Below are 23971 nucleotides of genomic sequence, written 5' to 3'. Positions count from 1 at the left end.
GAGGAAACAGTGGCAGGAAACGCGGCGGCGGCATGGCAATGGGCAGCGGAAGACCCCGCGGCGCAGCAGAGAAAATCCGCGCAGCCAGCTGAGGATCCGCAGGCCGGAAATCCTGGAAAAATCGCGGAACTAGGCCGGCTGGAAAAGCGGGACAGTCCGGGGAAGCCGAGGAAGCTGGACCATACGGGAAATCTGGGGAAGCTGGACCATACGGGAAATTCGGGGAAACTTGGTAAAGCGAGCAAACTGGGCCGAGCGCGGGAGGCTTTGGCCCGGGCGGAAGCCTCGGTGGGACTTACCGGAAGTTTGGTTACCCCGGTCGGGAACTTGGTAATGCCCACGGAAAGCGCTGCGCTGCCCGCCGAAACCTCGATGCTGCACGCAAATCTGGTGCCGGCTGCGGGGAGCACAGTCGCGGGGAGCACAGCGTTGCCAGCTAGCGGTAGCAGATTACCGGCGGGCGCCCCGGTGCCGGCAGAAACCTGGAATTTACCGGAGGAACTGCGCGTCTTATTTCCGCGCGGTTTGCACCGCGGCATGACCATCGGCACTTTCGGTTCCCGGTTCGCCACCATGTTTATTGCCTCCCTGGCCAGTTCCCAGGGCGCCTGGTGCATCTACTTGGGGTGCGCGGATATCGGATGGGCCGGAGCTACCGATTTGGGAATTGCGCTTGACCGCACGGTGAGCGTCCCGCAGATTTCTGCAGCGGCGGCAGGCAAAGTAGCGGCCGCGGCAGTCGATGGGTTCGACGTCGTTATTTGCGGGCCGGGCCTCAATTTAGACAAACGCTCCCGGAAAGCCTTGGCCCGCCGGGCCGGAACCCGCGGTGCGATCATTGTGGGCGAAGGCTGGAAAGCCCAAACCTCACTTACCGCCCAGTACGTGGCTGCCACCGGGCTGGGGCGCGGCCGGGGGCATTTGCGCTCCTTACACCTGGAAATGCAGGCCCGGCACGGCCACAAACTGCGCTTGCGCGTGGACGCTTCCGGATGGCAACAAGAACCAGGGCTACGGGTGGTGGACTAATGCGGTACGGGTCCGTCTGGGTACCGCACTGGCCCATCACTGCCGCCGTGCAGGCAGGTCTGCTCCCGGTGGCCGCACCGGCCGCGGTGGCTGCCGGCAGAGAAATCATTGCTGCCAATCCGTGGGCGCGCGGCTACGGGATTCACCCGGGGATGCCGCAGCGGGAAGCGGAAAGCATTTGCCCGCAGCTGGCGCTAGTTCCGGCAGATACGCAACGCGATATGCAATTTTTCGAACCAGTGGTCCAAGCAATCGATACCCTCGTTGCCCGTGTCACCGTCCGCCTACCCGGCTCCGTGATTTTTCCGGCCCGCAGCGCCACCCGTACCGCAGGTAGCGAAGCTATATTGGCCGAATCTCTGCTCGGCGCGGTTGCCGATATTGCCGGTTGTGAAGCGAATGTGGGTTTTGCGCAAGGCACGCTCGCCACTTTGCTAGCCGCCCGCGAAGATACCACTATCGCTCCCGGGGAAGAAAGCGCCTACCTGGCCGCACAGCCTTTAGCAGCAGTACTGGTAGTACCAACGACGCCGCAACACTACGCCGAATTTCACCACTGCGTGGAATTGTTATCCCGGCTTGGTATACAGACGATTGGGCAAGCCCAAAAACTAGGTGCGCGGGCCCTGACTGCCCGGTTTGGAAGTACCGGCCAAGAACTTGCCCAACTCATTGCCGGGGACGATATGGCAATGCCGCTAGGTGCGCGGGTAGTTCCAGAAATTCGCGTCCATCGCAATTTCGATCCGCCGCTCGTGAATGCGCAGCAAGCAGCCTTCGCGGCCCGGCAACTAGCACTCGAATTGGAAGAAAAACTTGCCGCTACTTCTTATACCGCACACCGTTTAGCCGTCCATGCACACCTGGAAACCGCGGAAACAGTGAGCCGGGAATGGCTGGTGGAACATATGGCGGCTCGTGATGTAGTAGATCGGGTGCGCTGGCAACTATCTGCTTGGATGTCTACCGCAAATGCAGACCGCGCAAACATTAGCCAATTAGAACTCGTGGTCACCGATTTTGCGCCCGCGGGAAGCTTGGCCCGCCCTCTGTGGGGAGGGAAAACCGCGAGCGCGGAAAGTGCGGCCCGCGGCGCTACCCGTATCCAGGCTCTCCTCGGGGAAGAAGCTGTACTCAGCCCGGTGTTACGCGGTGGGCGCCGCCCCGAAGACTTGCTGAGCTATGTACCTTTCGGCCACACGCCTGCAACCGCCCATGGCCATCCGCCCGCAACCACAAACGCAAACGTTCACCTGCCCGCGGTGGCGGGCAACCACCTGCTTGCAACAGAAAACTCGGATCGCGCGGAAAGCACCAGCCTAAATTTTGCGCAAAATGTTACTTGGCCCGGAGCGATTCCAGCCCCGCGGCCGTTAACTATGTATGGCCATCCACGCAAAATCCGGGTGCTCTGCGCTTGCGGCGCGCTCCTCGCCGTCAACGCGAACAGCAGTTTTGTCTGCCCCCACTGCAGCGCAAGGGCGGATATCGATACCAGCGAGGACACGCGCCGCAATATCGGCGAAAGTATGCTTGCGCAGATGCGCGCAAATATCGGTACCGATGCCGCTACTGATACCGGTGAAGAGATCGGTGAAGAGATCGGTGAAGAGGTAGGTAAAAGTACTTGCAGGCAAGTATTTCCCGCGCACGCAGAAATCGACGAACACCGCTACCTCGTAACTGATTGGGCCGGGCCCTGGGCGCTTGAAGAACGCTGGTGGGATCCGGCGCGGCGGGTGCGGCGTGCCTACCTGCAAATCACTACCGAACAGAACGCTTATCTCACCTATGTGGAAGGAGGCGAATGGCAGCTTGCTGGAAGTTACAGCTAGCTGCCCGTAGCAAAATGATCCCGTACGCGGAATTACACGCCCACACCGCTTTTAGTTTCCTGGACGGCGCTTCCATGCCCGATGCTTTGGTGCACCGGGCTACCGAATTGGAACTGGAAGCCTTGGCTATTACCGATCACGACGGTTTTCCCGGCCTCGTACAAGCCGCTAATAGTGCGCGCACGTGCGGCCTGCCGCTAATTGCCGGCACCGAAATCTCAGTGGGTGCCAGCGCGGCCAGGAACGGCCAAATAGACCCGGATGGCAATCATCTGGTATTGCTCGCCCGCAACCCGGCCGGCTACCGTTTTCTTTCCCGCACGATTGGTACCGCCATGTTGGCCAGTGGTAATAAGGGCGAAACGCACTACACCGAGCTGGAAAACACTTCGGGCGATGTGCTCGCACTTACCGGTTGCCGGAAGGGAAGTGTACGGCGGGCTTTGGAAGCAAATCCGGGATCATGGGGGATAGATGCGGCCCTGGCCGCAGTGGAAGAACTGAAAGAAAAATTCGGGGGCAACGTCGTCGTCGAACTTAGCGCTACCGGGGCGCCACTGGATAGGGAACGCTGCGCGGCCTTGAGTGAAGTAGCGCGCCGTGCCCGAGTTCCCGCGGTGGTAACCGGCAATGTGCATTATGCTCGCCCCACAGACCGCCCGGTGGCAGACGTACTGGCCGCAATTCGCGCCGGGCGCAGTTTGGACGAAATGGATCCCTATCTTCCCGCCAATGGGGCTTTTTTGCGGTCCGGGGCGCAAATGCTCGAACTGCATCCCGAGCGGCGCAAAAACATTGAATTGGCGGCAGAAATCGGGGCTGATTGTGCCTTTGACCTGCAACTTATTGCCCCGCAACTGCCGCCCTATCCGGTACCGGCCGGCCATACCGAAAGTAGTTATTTGCGTGAACTCGTGGCCAAAGCTGCGCGCGAACGATACGGGATGCGGCAAGAAAACCCAGAAGCGTGGAAACTCATCGACCATGAATTGCAAATCATCATCGAACTGGGATTTCCCGGATATTTTCTTATCGTCCACGAAATCGTAGAATTTTGTGCCCAGCAAGGGATTTGGTGCCAGGGGCGCGGCTCTGCCGCTAACTCGGCGGTGTGTTACGCGCTGGGGATTACCGCGGTAGATGCGGTACGGCACAAAATGCTTTTTGAACGTTTCCTCTCCCCGGGAAGATCCGGCCCGCCCGATATTGATTTGGATATCGAATCTGGGCGGCGGGAAGAAGTGATCCAACACGTGTATTCGCGCTACGGGCGCGATAATGCTGCCCAAGTAGCCAACGTGATTTCTTACCGGCCACGTTCCGCTATACGCGACGCCGCCCGCGCCCTCGGCTATTCGCGTGGGCAAGCCGACGGGTGGATAAAAAGCCGGGAACCCGGTTCCCACCAACCGGGTAACATTTCCCACCAACCGGGCAGCACTTCCCACCAACCGGGCAACATTTCCCACCAACCGGGCAGCACTTCCCACCAACCGGGCAATACTGAAAGCAGTAGCACCGGAAAACACAGTAGCACCGCGAATAACAACCGCACTGAAAATAACGAACCAGGTTGCCCCGAGTCTGCCAAAAGCACTGCAAACCGGGACGGGCAGATCCCACGCGCGGTGGAAGAACTAGCTGCCCGCATGCAAAAACTACCCCGCCACCTGGGGATACATTCTTCTGGAATGATTTTGTGCGACCGTCCGGTGATAGACGTCTGCCCGGTAGGCTGGGCCACCATGCCCGGACGAACCGTAGTGCAGTGGGATAAAGATGATTGTGCGAGCGCGGGTTTCGTCAAATTTGATTTGCTCGGTTTAGGGATGCTCACGGCATTGCGTCTTGCTTTCGAATCGATAGGGGAGCGCGGCGTACGTGCCCCTGATGGCAGCCAGCTCGCCTTGCACAACCTTCCGCAAGAAGATCCGCGTGTTTACGAACTGTTGCAGGCCGCGGATACCGTGGGTGTATTCCAGGTGGAATCGCGCGCCCAAATGGCTACCTTGCCGCGCCTACGCCCCACCTGTTTCTACGACATCGTGATCGAAGTGGCACTGATTCGCCCCGGTCCCATACAGGGTCGTTCCGTCAACCCTTATTTACGACGCCGCCGCGGCGAGGAACCCGTGACCTACGCCCATGAACTATTGCGGCCCGCCCTCGAGAAAACTTTGGGAGTGCCGCTTTTCCAAGAACAACTCATGCAAATAGCGATGGATGCGGCCGGATTTTCTGCGGCGGATGCCGATCGGCTTCGGAAAGCTATGGGGGCTAAACGCTCAGCAGAAAGAATGGAAGAGCTCCGTGAAAAACTCTTGGCCGGCATGGCAAAAAACGGTATCGAACCGGCCGTGCGGGAAGAAATCTACGAAAAATTGCGAGCTTTTGCCGAGTTTGGGTTTCCTGAATCCCATGCGTTTTCCTTCGCTTATCTGGTTTATGCTTCCGCCTGGCTGAAAGTTCACCATCCGGAAGATTTCTATGCAGCCCTCCTCGCCGCCCAGCCCCTGGGCTTTTACTCCCCGCAAACCCTCGTAGCAGACGCCCGCTCCCACGGCGTCGCCGTGAAACGAGCAGACGTTACTACCGCAGCAGAAAAGGCAAGCGTACTTGCCTATACGGAAGACCAAAACCGGGCGCAAACAGGCCGGCCGGAAACCGGCAGCATCCCTACCACCGAAACGGGGGAAAGAGGCGGCAGCTACGCAACCGGAACGGAAAGGCCCCGCGGCTCTACCGCCGAAACTGCGGAAAAGCCTAGCGGCTTGGCAGCGCCAGCAAAGCAGAGCCAGGTGCCGGCAAAAAGACTGGTCGATGCTAGTAGCATGCATTACGTGCAACTGGGGCTCGATTCGATTAAAGGATTGGGGCGCGGGGCACAGCGGATTGTGCAAGCCCGGGCCGAAAAACCGTTTACGGATGTGGCGGACCTGGCCCAGCGGGCCCAGCTTTCCGAAAAAGAAATCGAAACGCTTGCCACAGCCGGGGCTTTGCGTTCTCTCGGGGTAACGCGGCGGCAAGGTATCTGGCTAGCCCACGCCGTGGAAGATGCCGGCATAACCGGAAAAGGATGGTACCAGCCGGCCCTGCCCGGAACGGAAGCGCTCGGCACAGTACCAGTTTTCCGCGATATGAGCCCGGTAGAAAAGAACATTGCCGATATCGCGGCCACCGGTTTATCGCCAGATTCTTACCCCACACAGTTCTTACGCCCGCATTTGCAAGCCCGCGGCGTGCTTAAGATTTCGGAACTGGCACAGGTACCCGAAAAAACTCGGGTACGAGCCGCTGGAATCGTGACGCATCGGCAACGGCCCGGCACCGCGAAAGGAATCACTTTTCTTTCTTTAGAAGACGAAACTGGGCTTCTCAACGTACTCGTCTCCCCGGCCCTGTGGCACCGCTACCGGGCGGTTGCATTGCGGGCACAAGGTTTGATTGTGCGCGGCATGCTGGAACGAGATTCGGGTGCGCAAGTATTTATCGCAGACGGCATGGAAGAAATGCCCCTCCCGGTAAACATGCCCGCGCGTGATTTCCGCTGAGCCCGCTAAACCCGCTGTGCCCGCTAAACCCGCCGTGCCCGCTGACCCCGGGGAGCCTTCTCATATGTAGCGATGTTTTCAATAAGCCGCGGGCTTCCAGTTAGACTGAGCCCCAGTGCTTTGCGCACTAGCACGTAGCGCCACAGTACGTAGAACGAGAGTGCATAGAGCCAGAGTACGCAGAACCAGGGCAAACTTGCGGAAAGAGACAGGCAGGAATGGCAAAAAAAGGCGTATTGAAACAACTGTTTCGGCTCGCACGGCGGATTGGGCCCGCCGTCGTCGTTGTACTTGCAAAATATGGACCGCAACTGCGGAAGCTCGTGGAACAAAACCCGGAATTCCTCACCAAAGTAACGCAAAGATTCCGTGCCGTGACCGGGGCGAAGGAACCGGGCACGAAAACGGGGGATAGTTTCGAACACCGCGTGCAGGTCCTCAAAGAACAAGTGACCTACCTGTATGCGTCTGCCAATACTCCGCAAGTAGCGCAAAAAGCTTCCGAATGGCGGGCCAAGCTCGACGCAATTGAACGGTCGATTCCAGTTTTGAACGCCATGAGCCGCAGCAAACGCGGCTCCGAAAAACGCGAGATTTCACGCCGGCTAGACCAACTCGCCGAACAAATCATGGCGGCCAGCCTGATTGACGAAATCGAAGACGCCGAATTTGAAGAAGAAACCCCGCAAACTCCCCGCAGCGGCCAAACCGGAACCACCCGTACCACCCGTACCCAGAAAACCAACCAAACCGGAACCACCCGCACCCAGAAAAATAACGAAACCGAGAAAAACAAAGAAACCGGTGCGGCGGATGCATAAGCACGCCACGGGCAAACCGTTGCGGTAAAACGAAAACAGTAAGGCCTACCGGCTCAGACCCCGAAAAACTCGGGGCGCTGTAGCCCGCAGGCCAATTGTTTTTTTTAAAAAAAACAGGTAGGGCGCCGCAGAAAAACCGCGGCAAATACCCTATAAACCAAGCGCTCCGGCAATATCGGGGTCGAAGAAATTCGGACCTTTGAGAACCTTGCCGTCCTCCCGGTAGATCGGTTTACCGTCCGCGCCAAGTTTGGAAAGGTTTGAAGCCTGCACTGCCGCCAAAACGCGGGCCATAGGAATACCCATCTCTAGCGCCATTCCGTAAATCACGTAGGTCAGATCGGCCAAAGCATCGGCTGCTTCGACCGTATCGCGCGAACCATCATCAAGTGCGCGGGCTTCCTGCACGGCCGTCGCAATTTTCTCACCCGCCTGCGGGCCATAAACAGCGGTGGTCAGCTCGATAAATTCCTCGGCAATCAGGCTCATCCGCATATGTACCCGTTCCCGGTCTACATTCGGCGTATCCTCCACAATCGGTAAGCCGTACACTTCGTGGAATTGGCGCACTAGCAGTTCCGGTTGGTGCGGATCGCCAAAAGCCGGGTGGCGCGGATCTGGCCCACACCATGGTTCTCGCGGTTCCATGGGTTCCCCGGCCGCCAAAGAACCATCCAAGCAGTCATGAGCGCGGCCTTTATTGATCACCCCGCCGCGCCGCCGACCCTCAAAAGTAAAGCCTAGCTTCCACGCCACCTTGGCACTTGCCCAGTTAACTTCCCCATCGTGGATCTCGCAGGACCAGCGCACCACCTGCAATCCCAGCTCTTGGAACCCAAAGTTGAGAGCCGCCCGGCATATTTCCGGAACGACGCCGGTGCCGCGCGCATCCGGAGCGCACCAGTAACCAAGTTCGGCCGTGCCGGCCCGTGATGCATGTAAATCCACGCAGGCCACGACTTCGCCGGGAGTACCATCCGCGCTAGATTTTGTTCGTGCAAACCAGACGGGCTGGCCGGCTTCCCATTTCGCGGCAGCATCGTCCACAAAGAACTGCGCATCGGCTTCCGTGTAGGGAGCGGGTATCGTGGTCCACTTTTGAATAGTGGGATCCTGGCAGATCTGAGTAATACGCGGAATATCGCTTTCCCGGGGAGCGGTAAGTATAAAACGGCTGGTTTCAAGTTCGGTTACGAGCATGGTCCGAGTATAGATATTGGCGCATAATCGCGAGAGAGCCGGCGTGCGTAACCGTTCTCACAGCACCTAAAAGGGTAGTAAATTGGAAAACCGGGGTGAACTCGTGCTAAATTCTTCTCTGTTGCTCGCGAGGTAGAACTCGCGGGAAACGTCCCGCGCGGGTGGCGGAATAGGCAGACGCGCTAGCTTGAGGTGCTAGTCCTCGTATAAGAGGGTGGGGGTTCAAGTCCCCCTCCGCGCACGGGTAAAAATCAATTGCTGCTATGTTGCAACAGCTGAAAGATAACGTAGGCAGCTCTTGGAATAACTCTTGCTTACTCTCAAAAATATGGTTTGGGTTAGGTGCTGGCCAGTAGTCGGTGCCAGCCAGCGTTAAGTACCGGTCAGCGTTAAGTACCGGTCCGATTGAGAGAAAACTGAGAAAATAGATTTAGAGAAACAAAAAGACCATTCGGCCAATGCGGCGAGTGGTCTTTTTGCATCTCATGTAATTTCTTGGTTTGACGATTCCCAGCCTTTGTCCAATAAGCCTATAAGCCGCTTATACGTCCAAATATGCGGCGAGCGGTAGCTCGTGGCGAGGCCGGGAGCTACCGCTCGCGCGAGGCCGTGCACTACTAACACCGGCATAAAGCTATCCCTTAGTGCACAGGTGTCTAGCTATAGCTAGTTCTTCATCCCGTAACGCCGCTTGAACTTTTCTACCTGGCCGGCAGTGTCAATAATCTGGGCAGTACCGGTGTAGAAGGGATGTGAATAACTCGAAACTTCCATCTCAATGAGGGGATAGGTATTACCGTCCTCCCAGGTAATGGTTTTCGGCGAATTCACGGTCGAACGGGTAAGGAAAGTAGTTCCCGTAGGGATATCGCGAAAAACTACGGGATGGTAATCCGGGTGAATTCCCTTTTTCATGTATACCTTTCAAAAGTAGGTAGAAGACGGCGCGAGAGCGCCGTCTAAGATTTCTGCATCGCGCCGGGCTAACTCACTGCGCTAACCGGCCAGGCAAACTCACCGCGCTAACCAGTCGGGCTAGCGCTAACTTGCCGCGCTAACTCGCCGCGCCGCTAACGCGTTTCACGGAAGAGCACGTGCTTGCCCACGCGCGGATCGTATTTTTTGAGCTCTAGCCGCTCGGGGTTATTACGCCGATTTTTGCGCGTCACATAGGTGTACCCGGTACCGGCGGTAGAAACGAGTTTGATGATGGGCCTAACATCTCCTGGTTTTGCCATCATTAACCTCCTCGATAAAAAACTAGGGTTGGAAGGGGTGCGGAGTTACAACGAACGATCTGGCTCCGCACCCGATTTAGATTTTTTCGCCGCGGGCCAGCATGTCGCTAACCACCGCATCGATTCCATATTTATCGATGGTTTTCATGCCCTTCGGCGTTACCCGGAGCCGTACTTTCCGCCCGAGCATCGGGGAATAGTAAGTTTTCTTCTGAACATTGGGATTCCACCGGCGCGAAGTGCGCTTATGCGAGTGAGAAACCGTTTTCCCGAACTGGGGCCGGCGGCCCGTTACCTGGCAAACTTTCGCCATGTATTCTTACCCTTGCCTTCCCTTTAGACGCGGATTTTTCTTATTGATCACGTAGACGCGCCCGCGGCGTTTCACCACTTGGGCCCCCGGCTGCTTGGCCAAGGATTTCAGCGAAGCTCTGACCTTCATACAACTCCTTATTGAGAACTGTTCCCATTAAGGGTAAAGAAGTAGCGCTCGAAAATCCAGCTCGAATTTGTGCTCCTGCTTTCACTTGCATTCCCACCATAAGGACGTTTCACGACTTTCATTTTCTGATCGCATAAGCTTGGGAAATGGAGTTCAAGAAATCGCCCCGATCAACTGTTGGTATTGAATGGGAGCTGCAACTTATAGACGTTGATTCCTATGATTTGCGGCAAGCGGGAGCGGCGGTGATGGACGCCGTCGAGGCGTTACCAGAAGACACTTCGATGATCCACCGGGAAATGTTGCTCAATACCGTAGAAATAGTTTCCCAACCGCGCCGCCGGGTAGCGGATGCTTGCGCGGATTTGGAACATAGCCTGGAAATTTTAGAGAAAGTTATTGGTCCCTTGCGGATCACTTTGGCTTCTTCGGGCACACATCCTTTCGCGAATCCTATTTATCAGCGCGTCACCGATTCGGAACGTTACGCAGAACTCGTGAAACGTACCCAATATTGGGGCCGACAGATGCTCATTTACGGCACTCATGTACATGTGGGGATCGATGATCCCGAAAAGGCTTTGCCAATCCTTTCGGCCCTGCTTACCCGCTTTGCTCATATCCAAGCTTTGGCGGCAGCTTCGCCATTTTGGAGCGGTTCGCTTACCGGATATGCCGATAACCGTGCCATGGTTTTCCAGCAACTACCTACCGCCGGCACGCCCCTCCAGTTTTCCCGGTGGGAAGAGATCGAAGAATATGAAGCAGGGATGAAGAAAACTGGGATCATCGAAAACTTCGATGAAATCCGCTGGGATATTCGTCCATCGCCAAAATTTGGCACTCTCGAGTTACGCATGTGCGATGCGGCCACGAATGTTCGCGAGATTGGGATGATTGCCGCGCTCTGCCAGTGCCTAGTGGAATATTTCTCCCAGCAGCTCGACGCCGGAAAACCCCTGCCGAAGATCCCTGACTGGTTTGTTTCCGAAAATAAGTGGCGGGCCTCTCGCTACGGAATGGAAGCAATTCTAATTTTGGACGATGCTGGTAATGAAGAACCCGTTACCGATACTTTGCGGCGCATGGTTACCACGCTCGCCCCAATCGCTGCCGAACTTGGCTGTGAGGAAGAACTCAATGCGGTGTCTGAGGTCTTGGAAGTAGGCGCGCCCTACCAGCGGATGCTTTCCATTTCGGCGCAAACCCACCGTTACCGGGAAGCTATTGTGCGTTTCATGATTGCGGAAATGGAAGCCGGGCATCCGCTGGATCCGCATGATTTTGTGGCTAGTGAACGCTCCGCTCTCGAACTTGTAGAACCGCAAAAGTACGAGACGCCGAACTCGGGTACGCCGCGCCCGGCCACACCGGCAGACTAACGCGCACAGGTCTGTTAGGGCACACCCGTTTCCTTTCTTTTACACCAGGTGCGGTAGGCCTTCCCAAGTTGGCATTTGCTCGGATTTGCGCGGTAGGCTAGACCTATGGCTACGAATCCACGTTTCGCGCTTGACCGTTTGCTCGGCGCTCTGGAGAATTTCCACCAGGTTGCGACCACAACCGATGATCCGGGGGCGCCTTGTGTGCTCGAAGCAGCGGACGCACTTGCCGATGCTTACACCGTGTATGACGACGTCATTTTTACCGAGTTTGGTATCGAATCCCCGCTAGAAGTGTGGGGGTCGGATGACGACGACGATGATTCACACAGCGATTACGACTCCGACGAATACGATTTCGATGACGACGACGATGACGATCTCGACGACGATGACGATCATGACGGCGATGACGATGACTTCGACGACGTGGATGGCGTAGACGATGATGACGACTACGACGACGCCGATGAGTACGACGACGATGATCACGATGGCGAAGATGATGACTTCGACGACGATGATCACGATGGCGAAGATGATGACTTCGACGACGATGATTACGACGACTACTACTATGACGATGATGACGACGTAGCCGAGGACGATGATGACGGCGATGATGACGCTGACGAAACTGCCCGCGGCGAAGTTGCAGGGCGGTAGTGCTAAACCGTTGCGGCCGTGGTTTAGCGGCTTAGCTCGTAGTAGCCGTACTACGTACTAATTGAAACATCGGTGTGCCCAACCACCAGCGTGCTGCGTGCATTCACCAATGTAGCGCGTTCAGATAGCGGTGCGGCGTGCCTGGCTACCAGCGTCACCAGCGTGCCTGGCGCTAACAGCACACCGGTGTGCCTGGCTACCAGCGTATTAAGAACCCAGCGTATTACGACACGTCGTCAAGCGCGTCGATTACGATATCCGGCAACTCATCTACCGCATTGAGCGTGGCAATCAGTTGGGATGCCGTGCGGGCACCAATGATTGCCGCCGAAATCGGTTTGGCGAGTGCCCATCCGAGAGCTACATCGGTAGTGGTGCGGCCCAGGCCGTCTGCGGCGCGGGCCAAAGCTTCCACAATCCGGCGGCAGCGTTCATCTAGGTACGGATCTACGAAAGCTGCTAAATGTTCCGAGGCAGCCCGTGAGGTCGGCGGAATGGAATGCCGATATTTGCCAGTCAAAACGCCGCGGCCGAGGGCTGAGGTAGCGAAAAATCCGAGCCCTAAACCATTCGTCATCGCAAAAGTGTCGATTTCCGGATCACGGTGTAGAAGCGAGTATTCGTCTTGCACTACGGAAAGTAGCGGCAGGTGTTGCTGCTCCAAAATCGTGGCGATCGTAGCTGCCCGCCAGGCTGGATAACCGGAAAGGCCGATGTAGCGCACCATGCCGTTTTCCACCAGGGTGGCCAAAGCTCCCGCTGTTTCTGCATCGGTAGTAGCCGGATCAGGCCCACCCACAATGAGCACGTCTAAATAGTCTGTGCCTAAGCGGCACAGGGTGCGGGCCGTAGATTCGTAAAGCGGGCCGCGGCCCGCTCCGTAGATTTGCCTATCGCCCCGGGTTACAAAACCAGCCCGGCCGCAAATCACCAGTTGGTCCCGCGAAACTTCAGAAGTGAGTAACTGGCCGAGTAATTCTTCTGCTGCGCCCGCCCCAAAACCGGGCGAAACATCAATGAGGGAGCCGCCCGCATCAAGGAAGGCGAACAGTTGGCCGCGCGCCTCCGCGGCGTCGGTATCGCGCCCCCAAGTAAGAGTACCTAGACCAATCGAGGATACCGCGAGTCCCGAATTTCCGACGTAACGAAGCTCCATGCTCCCAGAGTAATGCACGAAACCCCCGCTTGCGGGGAGGGCGGGCTATGCTGTGCCGGTGGAGTATTTCGAAGCGATAGTACTAGGCCTCGTGCAGGGCCTCACCGAATTTTTGCCGATCTCATCTTCTGCACATCTGCGGATCGTCGGTGATCTTTTTGGATGGGGTGATCCGGGCGCGGCTTTCACCGCCGTCGTGCAACTGGGCACAGAAGCCGCTGTGATCATCTATTTCTTTAAAGACATTGTGCGAATTATCTCGAAGTGGTTCCGGGCGCTCCCAGTAAAAATCTGGAAAGAGCCCGTTTCCCAATCCGACCCGGACGTACGCATGGGTTGGGTAGTGATTATTGGAACCATCCCAATCGGCGTGTTGGGACTACTTTTCCAGGACACTATTGAAACTCACCTGCGGAATTTGTACATCACCGCCACGGTGCTTGGCGTATTTGCGATTCTCCTGGCGCTGGCAGACCATTACGGCAAGCGCTCGAAGGGCTTGCACAACATCACGCTCCGCGATGGCTTCCTGCTGGGCGTGGGGCAAGCAATGGCACTCATTCCGGGCGTTTCGCGTTCGGGCGGTACGATTACGGTCGGCCGGGCCCTGGGGTATACGCGGGATGCAGCCGCGCGGGTATCTTTCCTGCTGGCTATTCCGGCCGTCGTCCTTTCCGGCTTCTTTGAGCTTTTCAAGCACATTGGTACCGATGCGATCGCGTTAGGGCCCACGATCGTGGCGACCCTCGTGGCTTTCGTGGTCGGTTACGGGGTAATTGTGTGGTTCTTGCGCTTGATCTCGACGCACACCTACATGCCATTCGTGGTGTACCGCGTGATTATTTCCGTGCTCGTCTTTGCCGGACTGGCCGGTGGAGTGCTGTCTGTGTACTAGTGGGGTGCTGTCTGTGCACTAAAAGATTTCCCGAGGTGGGAGGAAGCCTTCCACCCCGGGGCCGATATTGTCCGGGTACTAGAGATCTAGACACTAAAAATCTGGGTACTAAAGATCTGACGCGAAAAAGAATCCCCAGCCTGCTAATCGCTGGCGTATGAACCGTCTGCGTAGAATCAAGTGAAGTACCTAGCTGTGTGCCACGGCGAAGTGGCCGCCTAGCGGCTATAGCTAATAGGCGGAGCCCGTAGTTGAAGTAAGTGAGTGAGACCAAATGGAAACCTGGACGGCCCCGGCAGTTCCGAAACTCGGAGATTTGCCGGATTTGCAGTTATTAGATTCGGCTACCGGCCAGATCAAGCCGGTAACAGAAACGCAACCGCGGCTCTACACCTGCGGGATCACGCCCTACGATGCCACGCACCTCGGGCATGCTTTCACTTATGTGGCCGCCGACACCTTAGTGCGGTACTGGCTTGCCGGCGGAAAAACTCCGCGCTATGCACAAAACATCACCGATATTGATGATCCACTGTTTGAACGGGCCGCGGCCACCGGCGTGGACTGGAGAGCTCTCGCGGATTCACAAATCGCGCTGTTCCGGGGCGATATGCACGCGTTGGAAGTGCAGGCCCCCGACCAATGGGTGGCGGTTTCCGAAATTTTGGATGAACTAGAAGCAGAAGTGCGCGGGTTAGAACAACACGCGGACACTTACCGTTTGACCGATCCGGAAAACCCCGGCGCCGAAGATATCTATATCGATCTGTCTACCGATTCGCAGTTCGCGCAGGCACCTGTTTTCCGCGGCCTGGATTTGGTAACAGAGTTTGACGAACATGGCGGGGATTCGCAGCGGCCTGGCAAACGCCACCCGCTTGATCCCATGTTATGGAAGGGCGTACGCGGCGATGATTACCGGCCGGTAGGTGGCAAACCGGGCGCTTGGCGGCCCGGGTGGCATATTGAATGTGCGGTGATTGCGCGTGACCATCTAGGTAGTGCGATCACCGTGCAAGCAGGTGGGAAAGATTTGCTTTTCCCACACCACGAAATGAGCGAATCGCATCTGCGCGAACTTACCGGCGGGCAGTCCCATATCGACTTCCACTTCCATGTGGGAATGGTCGGCTACCAAGGGGAGAAGATGTCGAAATCCCTTGGCAACCTGGTGAAAGTTTCCGAACTTACCGCCTCCGGTGTAGACCCGCGAGCAATCCGTTTAGTATTGCTAAATCACCACTACCGCACCGATTGGGAATACACGCCGGCCCAGCTCACACAAGCCGAAGCCCGCTTGCATAGCTGGCAGGCCGCCACCACCGGCACGCCCGCCAGTAACGATTCCGATGCGGGTGCCGAATCCTGTACCGGTACCGATTCTGGTGCGGGAAGCCTTTCGGATGCGGGCAGTGTTTCTAGTGCCGCCAGCGTTCCTGGTGCCATCAGCGTTTCCGCTGCCGCAAGCCGGCCAGACGCCGTGACAGGTACCGTCTCCGCATCAGAAACCGCGGTGGAGCGGGCCGTTATTGCGGCGCTTGCGGAAGATTTGGATACTTCGCGGGCGCTGGCATGCATTGATCAGCATGTGGCCGCTGGCGGCCGTATTGGGCCGCGCCTGCAAGAAGTGATCGCGGCCTTGCTTGGAATCCGCCTCAGCTAAGCTACGTGGCGCTTGCTGTGGAAAGATTTTGCGGAGTTGTTGGGGAGGGAAGCGTTAGAGTGTCGGAACGCTGGGATACGGTAGAAGTATGACTCGACATGCTGCGCTTTCTCCTTCGCGCACGAAGGATTTTAAACAGTGTCCGCTTCTTTTCCGGTTCCGGAGCGTGGATCGCCTGCCCGAAGAACCGTCGACGGCGGCGCTACGCGGGACCCTCGTGCACTCGGTTCTGGAACATCTCTACGATGTGCCGCCCGCGCAACGCACCGTCGAATATGCGGTTTCGCAGGTGCTCCCGGCATGGCACAAGCACTTGGAAAAAGATCCGGAGGCAGAAAAACTCTTCGCTGGTCCAGAAGAACTGCAAAACTGGCTTGAATCCGCTCAAACGCTAGTGAGCAACTATTTCCAGATGGAAAACCCACAGTTTTTGCAGCCGCGTGGGCGCGAACTTTTCGTCAATGCCACTTTGCCTTCCGGCCTGGCGATCCGCGGGATTATTGACCGCTTAGATGAAGCCCCTTCCGGGGCCTTGCGCGTGGTTGATTACAAGACGGGTAAGTCACCGCACGTGCGCTACCAGGCGGAAGCCTTATTCCAAATGCGTTTCTATGCCACTGCTTTGGTGTATTCCGGTGCCGGGCTGCCGGCCCGTACGCAAATCATTTACCTGCGTGATGGGCGCACGCTTACTTACGATCCGACGCCGCTAGACGTAACCGAAATCGAGCAAGATCTCGATAGTACTTGGGAACAAATCGACCGCAAACTCGATACCGGTAACTTCGAACCAAAAACTTCGCGGCTGTGCGATTGGTGCTATTTTAAGTCAATCTGTCCGGCATTCGGCGGTCAGGCTCCGGCTATGAGTGAATCCGGAGCTCAGTACCTGCGCACCGCGCACCGGCCCCGCGAGAATGCGGCAACGGATGCACAAAAATCGGAAGCTACGGCGGACTCGCCTGCGGCGCAAGATCCCGGCACCCCTGGGGCCGCGCCTACGCAAAAGACGCCCGATACTAATCCGGCGTCGTCCGCGGTGCAGGCACAAACCGATAGCGGTGCTAAAACAGACCCAAACGAGTAGCCGACGCAGAGCTAATAACTACCGAAGAGACAAGAGGTAAGCGTGCAAGGAGAACAAAGGCGTGGAGTTTTCCGCGCGGGCGAACGCGTCCAGTTGACCGATAATAAAGGCCGGCACTACACGATTTCCCTGACCCGGGGAGGATATTTCCAGTCCACGCGCGGGAATCTGCGCCACGATGCGATTATTGGGCAGCCCGAAGGTAGCGTGCTCGAATCAGAATCGGGGCGCCGCTTCCTGGCCTTGCGTCCCCTCCTTTCCGACTATGTGCTTTCCATGCCGCGCGGGGCTACCGTGGTCTACCCGAAAGATTCCGGGCAGATTATTACCGAGGCTGATATTTTCCCGGGCGCCCGCGTTTTTGAAGCCGGTGCTGGTTCGGGTGCGCTTTCGATTACGCTCATCCAAGCGGCAGGAAGTACCGGCAGGGTGGTTTCTGCCGAACAACGTGAGGATTTTGCGGAAATCGCGGCCGGGAATGTGCGGTCCTGGTTGGGCACGGAACCTACCACCTGGGATTTGCGGGTCGGGGACGCAAGTGCGGTACTTGGCGAGTTCGAGCCCGGCTGGTTCGATATCGTCGTGCTCGATATGCTCGCCCCCTGGGAACATGTTCCCGCGATTACCCAAGCTCTGCGTCCCGGTGGGGTAGTGGTGGTTTATGTAACGACGACGACGCAACTTTCCCGCTTCGCGGAAACCGTGAAAACCACGGGGGCCTTCACCGAACCGATTAGCTCAGAAACCATGCGCCGCACCTGGCACACCGAAGGATTAGCGGTACGGCCAGATCATCGCATGATTGGACACACCGGATTCTTGTGCCGGGCGCGCCGGCTCGCCGCCGACGCCCAACCGCTCCGGGAAACCCGCCGCCCCGCAAAAGGTGCCTATGCCGAACCTGTGCCCGGGGCAGAAGGGCCAAAGTGGACGGCAGAAGATTTTGGCGAACGAGAAATCGCACCCAAAAAACTACGGAAAGTACGCCGCGATGTGGCACACCGGGCAGACGTAGAAGCCAGTGGCGAATCTAGCCCCGGCCCGCAAGGCGCCAAAATTGCGGAAAAGCTCGCCGCGGAAGCTGCCGCGCGTACACAGCAACGTGCACACGACTAATGACTAAATAGATACCGCCCGGCCGCAAGAGCACAGCGCACTGGCTTAGAATAAACACAGTTACAGGGGAGGGACTAATGGCTCTGGAAGAACCGAAAAACTATGCGGCGCTAGAAGCAGAGTTGGCGTCTTTGCGGGAGAAGAACGAACGGCTCTCGACGTCTTTACTGAGCGCCCGTAAACGCATCCAAGATTTGGGCGATCAGCTGGATTCGCTTTCCAAACCACCCGCCTATTTCGGTACCTTCCTGGCCGGGCACAGCGCGGACCATTCCATCGACGTGCTTACCGGAGGGCGGAAAATGAACGTGGCCGCCTCCCCATATGTGGCCATCGAACAACTTCGGCCCGGCCAAGAAGTGCGGCTCAACCAAGAAATGGTTGTAGTAGGTATTGGCACCTACGAAAACGCGGGCCAAATCGTGCAAATTGAAATGGTACTCGATCCGCAGCGGGTGCTCGTGCGCGTGCACGCCGATGAAACCCGAGTGATGCGGATTGGCGGCAAACTCGTAGGCACTGACTTGCGGGTAGGCGATACCTATCTGGCCGACACACGTTCCGGTTATATTCTCGAACGTATTGAACGGCCCGATGTAGAACACCTCCTGCTCGAAGAAATCCCGAATGTTTCCTATGCAGACATTGGCGGATTGGGCCAGCAAATCGAAGAAATTCGCGATTCGGTAGAACTGCCCTTCCAGCAACCCGATCTATACCGCGAACACGGCCTGAAACCCCCGAAGGGCATCTTGCTGTACGGTCCGCCCGGAAACGGAAAAACGCTGATTGCCAAAGCCGTGGCAACCTCCCTTTCGCGGCAAATCGCCGCCGGCCAAAGCAGCGCCCCCGCCCAAAACAACACCATCTGGCAAAGTAGCGCCGCCGGGCAAAACGCTACCCCCGGGAAAGCTGCTTCCTACTTCCTGAATATTAAAGGCCCGCAACTGCTGGATAAGTACGTGGGTGAAACTGAACGCCAGATTCGTGAGATTTTCTCGCGCGCGCGGGACCGGGCCTCGCGGGGCATTCCCGTAATTATTTTCTTTGACGAAATGGAAGCCCTCTTCCGGACGCGTGGATCCGGCATTTCTTCGGATGTAGAAACTACCGTGGTGCCGCAACTGTTAGCGGAGATAGACGGTGTTGAACAACTCGATAATGTGATCGTGATTGGGGCTTCTAATCGGGAAGATATGATCGATCCGGCGCTGTTGCGGCCGGGCCGGCTGGACGTCAAAATTCGCATTGGCCGGCCGGATCGGGAAGGGGCGCTCGATATTATTTCCAAATATCTCACGCCTGATTTACCGTATGCCGAAAGTGAGATCCAAGCGCATGGCAGTGCGCAAGCCGCTGCGCGCGCTCTGGGCGAAGAAATCGTGGCTGAACTTTTCACCTGCACACCCGAAATGGAATACGTGGAACTCACCTACGCCAGTGGTAAGAAAGAAACCCTCTACCTGAAAGATTTCGTTTCCGGAGCCATGCTGGCCGGAATCGTGGGCCGCGTCAAAAAGAACGCGATTAAAACTTTGTTGGAAACCGGGCAGAAGGGTATTACTTCCGCGCATGTACGCGCGGCCGTGGCCGCGGAGGCGAAAGAGAACTCCGAACTGGACCAAATTTCGGATCCCGAAGAATGGGCCAAAGTAAACGGGCGTACCCGCGGGGAACGTATTATCGCCATCCGCCCGCTGTAATACCAAAGGTGTAAAATCACAGCCGGCATATACGTATTACGTTGCCGCGCCAAAACACTCGAAAACACTGGGAGGTTCCGTATGAGTGTCCGCAGAATCGTCGGTCTGGAAACCGAGTTTGGGGTATTGGATCCAGATAATCCGCGCGCCAATCCGATCGAACTTTCGGATATCGTGGTCGATTCTTATGGGCGCCACGGAAGCGCTGCCGGTTGCACAGAACCCGTACGGTGGGACTACACCGGCGAAGATCCGCTCCACGATGCCCGCGGTTTCCGTTTGGAACGAGCCGCGGCCGATCCTTCCATGCTTACCGATGACCCCACCCGGCCCGCACCCAGCGGCGGAGCACATTTACAACACATAGCGCGGCCCTCCCGCGAAGAACTAGCTCTCCCGCACGCCACCAACACGGTGCTCACCAATGGTGCCCGGCTCTATGTAGACCACGCCCATCCCGAATATTCCTCCCCGGAAGTAACCAATCCGCGCGAAGCGGTGCTGTGGGACCGCGCCGGAGAAGCCATAGCCCGGGAAGCAATGCAAATCTTGCGAGAAGCTGGGCGCAATGTAGTGCTCTACAAAAACAATATTGACGGGAAAGGTGCCGCATACGGTAGCCACGAAAACTATTTGGTGAGCCGTGAAGTCGAATTTTCGGAAATCGTCCGCTACGTCACCCCCTTCTTTGTTACCCGTCCGATCCTGTGCGGAACCGGCCGGGTAGGCCTAGGGCCAAGTTCGGAAGCTCCCGGTTTCCAAATCTCCCAGCGGGCAGATTATGTAGAAAACGACGTCGGCCTAGAAACCACTTTCAACCGGCCGATCATTAACACGCGCGATGAACCGCATGCGTGGTCCGACCAATACCGCCGTTTCCATGTGATTGGCGGCGATGCGAACCAGTTCGATGCCTCTATCTTGTTGAAGGTTGGCACCACCGCATTGGTGTTGTGGATGCTCGAACAAGACGAAGTGCCCCTGGGCTTAGAAACCGCGCTGATTGACCAGCCGGTACCGGCCACGTGGATTGTTTCCCGCGATCTCACTTTGCAACAAAAACTAGAAATGTTCTCCGGTCCAGATCGCACGGCCCTTGATATCCAACAGCAATATTTAGATGTTGTGGGTGAGCTAGTAGAAACACATGGCGGGCCGGATTGGGATACCCGGGAAGTGCTCGACCTGTGGCAAAACACGCTCGATAAACTCCGCCACAACCTGTGGGATGCCGCACCCGAAGTGGAATGGGTGGCCAAATACCAGCTACTGGAAGGTATGCGGCAACGTTCCGGGCTGAGCTGGGATTCCGATAAATTGCGGGCAATCGACCTGCAATGGCATGACTTACGTGCCGAACGATCCATCGTCAACAAACTGGCGCAGGCCGGCCGGGTCACGCGTTTCTTTACCGACGCCGAAGTGGCTTGGGCTGTTACCAACCCACCTGCAGGCACCCGGGCCTATTTGCGCGGCGAACTGATCCGCCGGTACGGCAAGCAAGTCATTTCTGCCAGTTGGACGTCCGGCGTCGTCGATGCGGGTGGGGAAGAACTAGTACGCATCCCACTCCTGGACCCGCTGGGTGGTACCCGCGAAAAAGTGGGGGAGGCGCTGGACGCTTCTCCCACTCCGGCCGATTTCATCGCCAAGCTCACAGCCGGCACCGCCGAAAAACAGTAGAAAAGAAAGCACAGTAGCACGATCCTAGGAGGGATAAGGAGAAATAATGTCACAACAAGAATTTGCCCAACCGCGGCGCCACAAAGAAGAAACCACTCAAGAAACGGTGGAAACTCCGGTCAAAAACCAGGATTTTGCGATCGACGCACTGCTAGACGATATTGATAGCGTGCTGGAAACCAATGCCTCGTCCTTCGTGCAAGGCTTCGTACAAAAGGGCGGCCAGTGATACCGCGCCGCGTGATGGGGATCGAAACGGAATTCGGCCTAACCTGCGCCTCGACCACCGGGCAGACCCCACCACTAGACCCAGAAACGGCCGCGGATCTCCTATTCGAACCGGTGGTACAAGAAAACCGTTCCACCAATACTTTCCTGGAGAACGGGGCCCGGCTCTACCTTGACGTAGGCGCACATCCCGAATATGCCACCGCCGAATGCGATTCGCTAACCGACCTGCTTGCAAATGACCGGGCCGGGGATGAAATCTTCGCCGATCTAGCCCAACAAGCGAATGCCAAACTTGCGGCGCAAGGCGTGGCCGGAGAAATCCACTTGTTCAAAAACAATGTGGATGCAGCCGGTAATTCTTTCGGTTGCCACGAAAACTATATGTTGCACCGGCGCGCGGATTTCCGGAACCGGATTCAAAGGCTCGTACCCTTCTTCGTGACCCGGCAAATCATTACCGGCGCGGGCATGCTCTTCCGCGCGGAAAACGGCGAAGTCAGCTACGAATTCGCGCAGCGTAGCCACAAAATGTGGGATGCGATTTCTTCCGCCTCAACGCGCGCCCGCCCCATGATTAACACGCGCGATGAACCGCACGGGAACGCCGAAGAATACCGGCGCATGCACGTAATCGTCGGGGATTCGAATATCGCGCAAGCCACTACCGGCCTGAAAATCGCTACCACGGAAGCCCTTTTGATAATGCTGGAAGAAGGGGCGATCATGCCGGATGTGGCGCTGGCTGATGATATGCACGCGATTCGGCTCACCGCGGCAAATCTGCGCGGGCAGGCGCGCCTCGAACTAGCCGCCGGTGGCACCACGGACCCGATCTCCGTACAGGAACGTTTCCGGGATGCGGCGCTAGGCCATTTGGAACGAAAAGGTTACCTAGCCGAACTGGATCCGCTGCGCCGGTATTTGCTGGAGTTGTGGACGCGCGGCCTGGAAGCATTGAAAACCGGAAACCTAGAAAGCGTGGAAACGGAAATCGACTGGGTGGCAAAACTGCATTTGTTGCGCCGGTACATGGATCGTTCCGGGGCCACCCTTGCCGATCCGCGCGTAGCCCGCCTCGACCTGGCCTATCACGATATTGGTCCGGCGGGTTTGCGCCACCAGATGGAGGAAACCGGGATGCTCCGGCAACTGATTTCTCCAGAAGAGGTGGCTCATGCCCGGCAGTACCCGCCGCAAACCACGCGGGCAAAGATTCGCGGAGAGTTTGTACGCCGCGGGAAAGCTGCCCGGCGCGATATTGCCGTGGATTGGACCAGTTTGCGCCTCATGGGGGCCGCCGGAAACTCCACGGTACTGTTGGAAGAACCGCTGGAAACCGAAAATACGGCAGCCACCCAGCTCATGGCGGAGATCGCGTGACAAAAGCAGGCTTCCTTGTTTCCCTCACCGCCGCGCTCGCCCTGGTATTAGGTGGCTGCGGTAGCGAAAGCGGCGGGGAGTGGTCGGTAGACGTAACCGGTAGTTTTGGGGCCCCGGTCTCCGTGCAAATTACCGGTAAACCGCATTTGCAGGGCATGCGTGCCACCACTTTGAGCGCCGGGGAAGGCGTGACGATTCAAGAATCTTCCCCGGTGCTTTTCCGCGCCACCTCTTTCGATTCGCGCACCGGCAACCAAGTTAACGAATACGACACCGGGCGGGTCCGCCTCCAACATGCCACCGCAGACGAGCTCGGCGACCTCGCCCAATACGTGATCGGCCAAAAAGAAGGTTCGCGGTTGTTAATAGAACGGGGCGGGCTAGTACAAGGCGATAACAACACCGTAGAGATCGTAGTGATCGACCTGTTTTACACGAACGCCCGCGGAAACCCAGTTCCCACCCCCGAGCCACCACCGGCAGGCATGCCCGGTATCAACACCGCCGAAGATGCCGGCCCGGTAATAACTAGCGGAGGCGGCCCGATTTCGAAGCTTGCCATCGTGCCCTTAGTGGCGGGTACCGGCACCCAGGTAGGGGAAGACGACGCCGTTATCGCGCAATATGTACTCGCCAACACGGAAGGTGAAATCTTGGATTCCACGTGGGCGGGGCCCGGCCCGCAAACACTGCACGTCCAAGAAGTAATGACGGGGCTACGTACCGCAATCCAAGACCAAAAAATTGGTAGCCGGATCGCCGTGCTCATCCCCGAGGAACAAGCCCATGGAGAAGGCGACCTGGTAGCAATCGTTGACCTACTGGCCATCCGCGAACCCTAGCCGAGTAAGAGCCGCTAGCATTCTGGCCGTGCTACACGCATTCTGACTGTG

At 57.3% G+C, this 23971-nt stretch carries 21 protein-coding genes and 1 tRNA gene; 16 read left to right on the top strand and 6 right to left on the bottom strand.

Annotated elements, in window-relative coordinates; all coding sequences use genetic code 11:
* The first annotated feature begins 9 nt into the window (after positions 1 to 9).
* From H8274_RS05655 to H8274_RS05640, 4 genes are all read left to right on the top strand, one after another.
* The gene (locus H8274_RS05655; RefSeq protein WP_185934062.1) at positions 10 to 1029 is read left to right on the top strand and encodes a hypothetical protein; all 1020 of its coding nucleotides are present in this window, start codon (positions 10 to 12) and stop codon (positions 1027 to 1029) included.
* On the top strand, positions 1029 to 2864 hold the full coding sequence (locus tag H8274_RS05650; protein ID WP_185934061.1) for a Y-family DNA polymerase: 1836 nt from the start codon (positions 1029 to 1031) through the stop codon (positions 2862 to 2864). Before H8274_RS05655 ends, H8274_RS05650 begins: the two co-directional genes overlap by 1 nt.
* A complete protein-coding gene (gene dnaE, locus H8274_RS05645) occupies positions 2837 to 6415 on the top strand; it encodes a DNA polymerase III subunit alpha (protein WP_244924537.1) in 3579 nt (1192 codons plus the stop codon). Before H8274_RS05650 ends, dnaE begins: the two co-directional genes overlap by 28 nt.
* 236 nt (positions 6416 to 6651) lie before the next feature.
* The gene (locus H8274_RS05640; protein WP_185934060.1) at positions 6652 to 7236 is read left to right on the top strand and encodes a hypothetical protein; all 585 of its coding nucleotides are present in this window, start codon (positions 6652 to 6654) and stop codon (positions 7234 to 7236) included.
* Between the two features lie 150 nt (positions 7237 to 7386).
* On the opposite strand, the gene H8274_RS05635 is transcribed toward H8274_RS05640, so the two are convergent.
* On the bottom strand, positions 7387 to 8436 hold the full coding sequence (locus H8274_RS05635; RefSeq protein ID WP_065415279.1) for a GNAT family N-acetyltransferase: 1050 nt from the start codon (positions 8434 to 8436) through the stop codon (positions 7387 to 7389).
* Between the two features lie 155 nt (positions 8437 to 8591).
* Here H8274_RS05635 and H8274_RS05630 point away from each other — a divergent pair.
* A tRNA-Leu gene (locus H8274_RS05630) sits at positions 8592 to 8677 on the top strand.
* Between the two features lie 425 nt (positions 8678 to 9102).
* On the opposite strand, the gene H8274_RS05625 is transcribed toward H8274_RS05630, so the two are convergent.
* The 4 genes from H8274_RS05625 to ykgO form a co-directional block, all read right to left on the bottom strand.
* Entirely contained in the window at positions 9103 to 9351 is a 249-nt protein-coding gene (locus tag H8274_RS05625) for a type B 50S ribosomal protein L31 (RefSeq protein ID WP_049620352.1), read from the bottom strand.
* A gap of 155 nt (positions 9352 to 9506) precedes the next feature.
* Positions 9507 to 9677, bottom strand: coding sequence for a 50S ribosomal protein L33 (rpmG, locus tag H8274_RS05620; RefSeq protein WP_438356965.1), 171 nt, complete (start codon positions 9675 to 9677; stop codon positions 9507 to 9509).
* Positions 9678 to 9750: 73 nt separating this feature from the next.
* Positions 9751 to 9987 (bottom strand): 50S ribosomal protein L28, encoded by a 237-nt coding sequence (gene rpmB, locus H8274_RS05615; RefSeq protein ID WP_074663611.1) that lies wholly within the window; start codon positions 9985 to 9987, stop codon positions 9751 to 9753.
* A 6-nt stretch (positions 9988 to 9993) separates the two neighbouring features.
* A complete protein-coding gene (ykgO, locus tag H8274_RS05610; protein WP_074663615.1) occupies positions 9994 to 10116 on the bottom strand; it encodes a type B 50S ribosomal protein L36 in 123 nt (40 codons plus the stop codon).
* A gap of 146 nt (positions 10117 to 10262) precedes the next feature.
* On the opposite strand from ykgO, the gene H8274_RS05605 reads away from it, so the two are divergent.
* A complete protein-coding gene (locus H8274_RS05605) occupies positions 10263 to 11498 on the top strand; it encodes a glutamate--cysteine ligase (RefSeq protein WP_049620354.1) in 1236 nt (411 codons plus the stop codon).
* A 105-nt stretch (positions 11499 to 11603) separates the two neighbouring features.
* Positions 11604 to 12164 carry a hypothetical protein gene (locus H8274_RS09765; protein WP_244924536.1) on the top strand — a complete coding sequence of 187 codons (561 nt, stop codon included), beginning with the start codon at positions 11604 to 11606 and terminating at the stop codon, positions 12162 to 12164.
* 223 nt (positions 12165 to 12387) lie between these two features.
* On the opposite strand, the gene H8274_RS05595 is transcribed toward H8274_RS09765, so the two are convergent.
* Entirely contained in the window at positions 12388 to 13320 is a 933-nt protein-coding gene (locus H8274_RS05595; protein ID WP_185934059.1) for an aldo/keto reductase, read from the bottom strand.
* Positions 13321 to 13378: 58 nt separating this feature from the next.
* On the opposite strand from H8274_RS05595, the gene H8274_RS05590 reads away from it, so the two are divergent.
* The 9 genes from H8274_RS05590 to H8274_RS05550 all read left to right on the top strand — a co-directional run bounded on the left by H8274_RS05590 (position 13379) and on the right by H8274_RS05550 (position 23920).
* On the top strand, positions 13379 to 14215 hold the full coding sequence (locus H8274_RS05590) for an undecaprenyl-diphosphate phosphatase (RefSeq protein WP_049620379.1): 837 nt from the start codon (positions 13379 to 13381) through the stop codon (positions 14213 to 14215).
* A 274-nt stretch (positions 14216 to 14489) separates the two neighbouring features.
* Positions 14490 to 15878 carry a hypothetical protein gene (locus H8274_RS05585; RefSeq protein ID WP_185934058.1) on the top strand — a complete coding sequence of 463 codons (1389 nt, stop codon included), beginning with the start codon at positions 14490 to 14492 and terminating at the stop codon, positions 15876 to 15878.
* Between the two features lie 88 nt (positions 15879 to 15966).
* On the top strand, positions 15967 to 16965 hold the full coding sequence (locus tag H8274_RS05580) for a RecB family exonuclease (RefSeq protein ID WP_185934057.1): 999 nt from the start codon (positions 15967 to 15969) through the stop codon (positions 16963 to 16965).
* 42 nt (positions 16966 to 17007) lie between these two features.
* Complete coding sequence (locus H8274_RS05575; protein ID WP_185934056.1) at positions 17008 to 18081, top strand: tRNA (adenine-N1)-methyltransferase; 1074 nt, start codon at positions 17008 to 17010, stop codon at positions 18079 to 18081.
* Between the two features lie 77 nt (positions 18082 to 18158).
* A complete protein-coding gene (gene arc, locus H8274_RS05570) occupies positions 18159 to 19784 on the top strand; it encodes a proteasome ATPase (protein WP_185934055.1) in 1626 nt (541 codons plus the stop codon).
* 81 nt (positions 19785 to 19865) lie between these two features.
* Complete coding sequence (dop, locus tag H8274_RS05565; protein WP_185934054.1) at positions 19866 to 21467, top strand: depupylase/deamidase Dop; 1602 nt, start codon at positions 19866 to 19868, stop codon at positions 21465 to 21467.
* A 46-nt stretch (positions 21468 to 21513) separates the two neighbouring features.
* Complete coding sequence (locus H8274_RS05560; RefSeq protein WP_049620361.1) at positions 21514 to 21696, top strand: ubiquitin-like protein Pup; 183 nt, start codon at positions 21514 to 21516, stop codon at positions 21694 to 21696.
* Entirely contained in the window at positions 21696 to 23078 is a 1383-nt protein-coding gene (gene pafA, locus H8274_RS05555) for a Pup--protein ligase (protein WP_083078690.1), read from the top strand. The genes H8274_RS05560 and pafA overlap by 1 nt, the downstream gene beginning before the upstream one ends.
* On the top strand, positions 23075 to 23920 hold the full coding sequence (locus H8274_RS05550) for an FKBP-type peptidyl-prolyl cis-trans isomerase (RefSeq protein ID WP_185934053.1): 846 nt from the start codon (positions 23075 to 23077) through the stop codon (positions 23918 to 23920). The genes pafA and H8274_RS05550 overlap by 4 nt, the downstream gene beginning before the upstream one ends.
* Positions 23921 to 23971: the final 51 nt, after the last annotated feature.

Origin of the sequence: Actinobaculum suis (assembly GCF_900618115.1) — a bacterium.
Taxonomy (GTDB): Bacteria; Actinomycetota; Actinomycetes; order Actinomycetales; family Actinomycetaceae; genus Actinobaculum; species Actinobaculum suis.
The sequence above is the reverse complement of the archived record's forward strand: the minus strand, read 5'-3'. Positions and strand labels throughout refer to the sequence as shown.

Bases quoted from the DNA above. Each gene is read 5' to 3' on its own strand.
- H8274_RS05650 (WP_185934061.1), top strand. From the start codon at position 1,029: ATGCGGTACGGGTCCGTCTGGGTACCGCACTGGCCCATCACTGCCGCC.
- dnaE (WP_244924537.1), top strand. From the start codon at position 2,837: ATGGCAGCTTGCTGGAAGTTACAGCTAGCTGCCCGTAGCAAAATGATC.
- H8274_RS05635 (WP_065415279.1), bottom strand. From the start codon at position 8,436: ATGCTCGTAACCGAACTTGAAACCAGCCGTTTTATACTTACCGCTCCC.
- H8274_RS05625 (WP_049620352.1), bottom strand. From the start codon at position 9,351: ATGAAAAAGGGAATTCACCCGGATTACCATCCCGTAGTTTTTCGCGAT.
- rpmG (WP_438356965.1), bottom strand. From the start codon at position 9,677: ATGATGGCAAAACCAGGAGATGTTAGGCCCATCATCAAACTCGTTTCT.
- rpmB (WP_074663611.1), bottom strand. From the start codon at position 9,987: ATGGCGAAAGTTTGCCAGGTAACGGGCCGCCGGCCCCAGTTCGGGAAA.
- ykgO (WP_074663615.1), bottom strand. From the start codon at position 10,116: ATGAAGGTCAGAGCTTCGCTGAAATCCTTGGCCAAGCAGCCGGGGGCC.
- H8274_RS05605 (WP_049620354.1), top strand. From the start codon at position 10,263: ATGGAGTTCAAGAAATCGCCCCGATCAACTGTTGGTATTGAATGGGAG.
- H8274_RS09765 (WP_244924536.1), top strand. From the start codon at position 11,604: ATGGCTACGAATCCACGTTTCGCGCTTGACCGTTTGCTCGGCGCTCTG.
- H8274_RS05595 (WP_185934059.1), bottom strand. From the start codon at position 13,320: ATGGAGCTTCGTTACGTCGGAAATTCGGGACTCGCGGTATCCTCGATT.
- H8274_RS05585 (WP_185934058.1), top strand. From the start codon at position 14,490: ATGGAAACCTGGACGGCCCCGGCAGTTCCGAAACTCGGAGATTTGCCG.
- H8274_RS05580 (WP_185934057.1), top strand. From the start codon at position 15,967: ATGACTCGACATGCTGCGCTTTCTCCTTCGCGCACGAAGGATTTTAAA.
- arc (WP_185934055.1), top strand. From the start codon at position 18,159: ATGGCTCTGGAAGAACCGAAAAACTATGCGGCGCTAGAAGCAGAGTTG.
- dop (WP_185934054.1), top strand. From the start codon at position 19,866: ATGAGTGTCCGCAGAATCGTCGGTCTGGAAACCGAGTTTGGGGTATTG.
- H8274_RS05560 (WP_049620361.1), top strand. From the start codon at position 21,514: ATGTCACAACAAGAATTTGCCCAACCGCGGCGCCACAAAGAAGAAACC.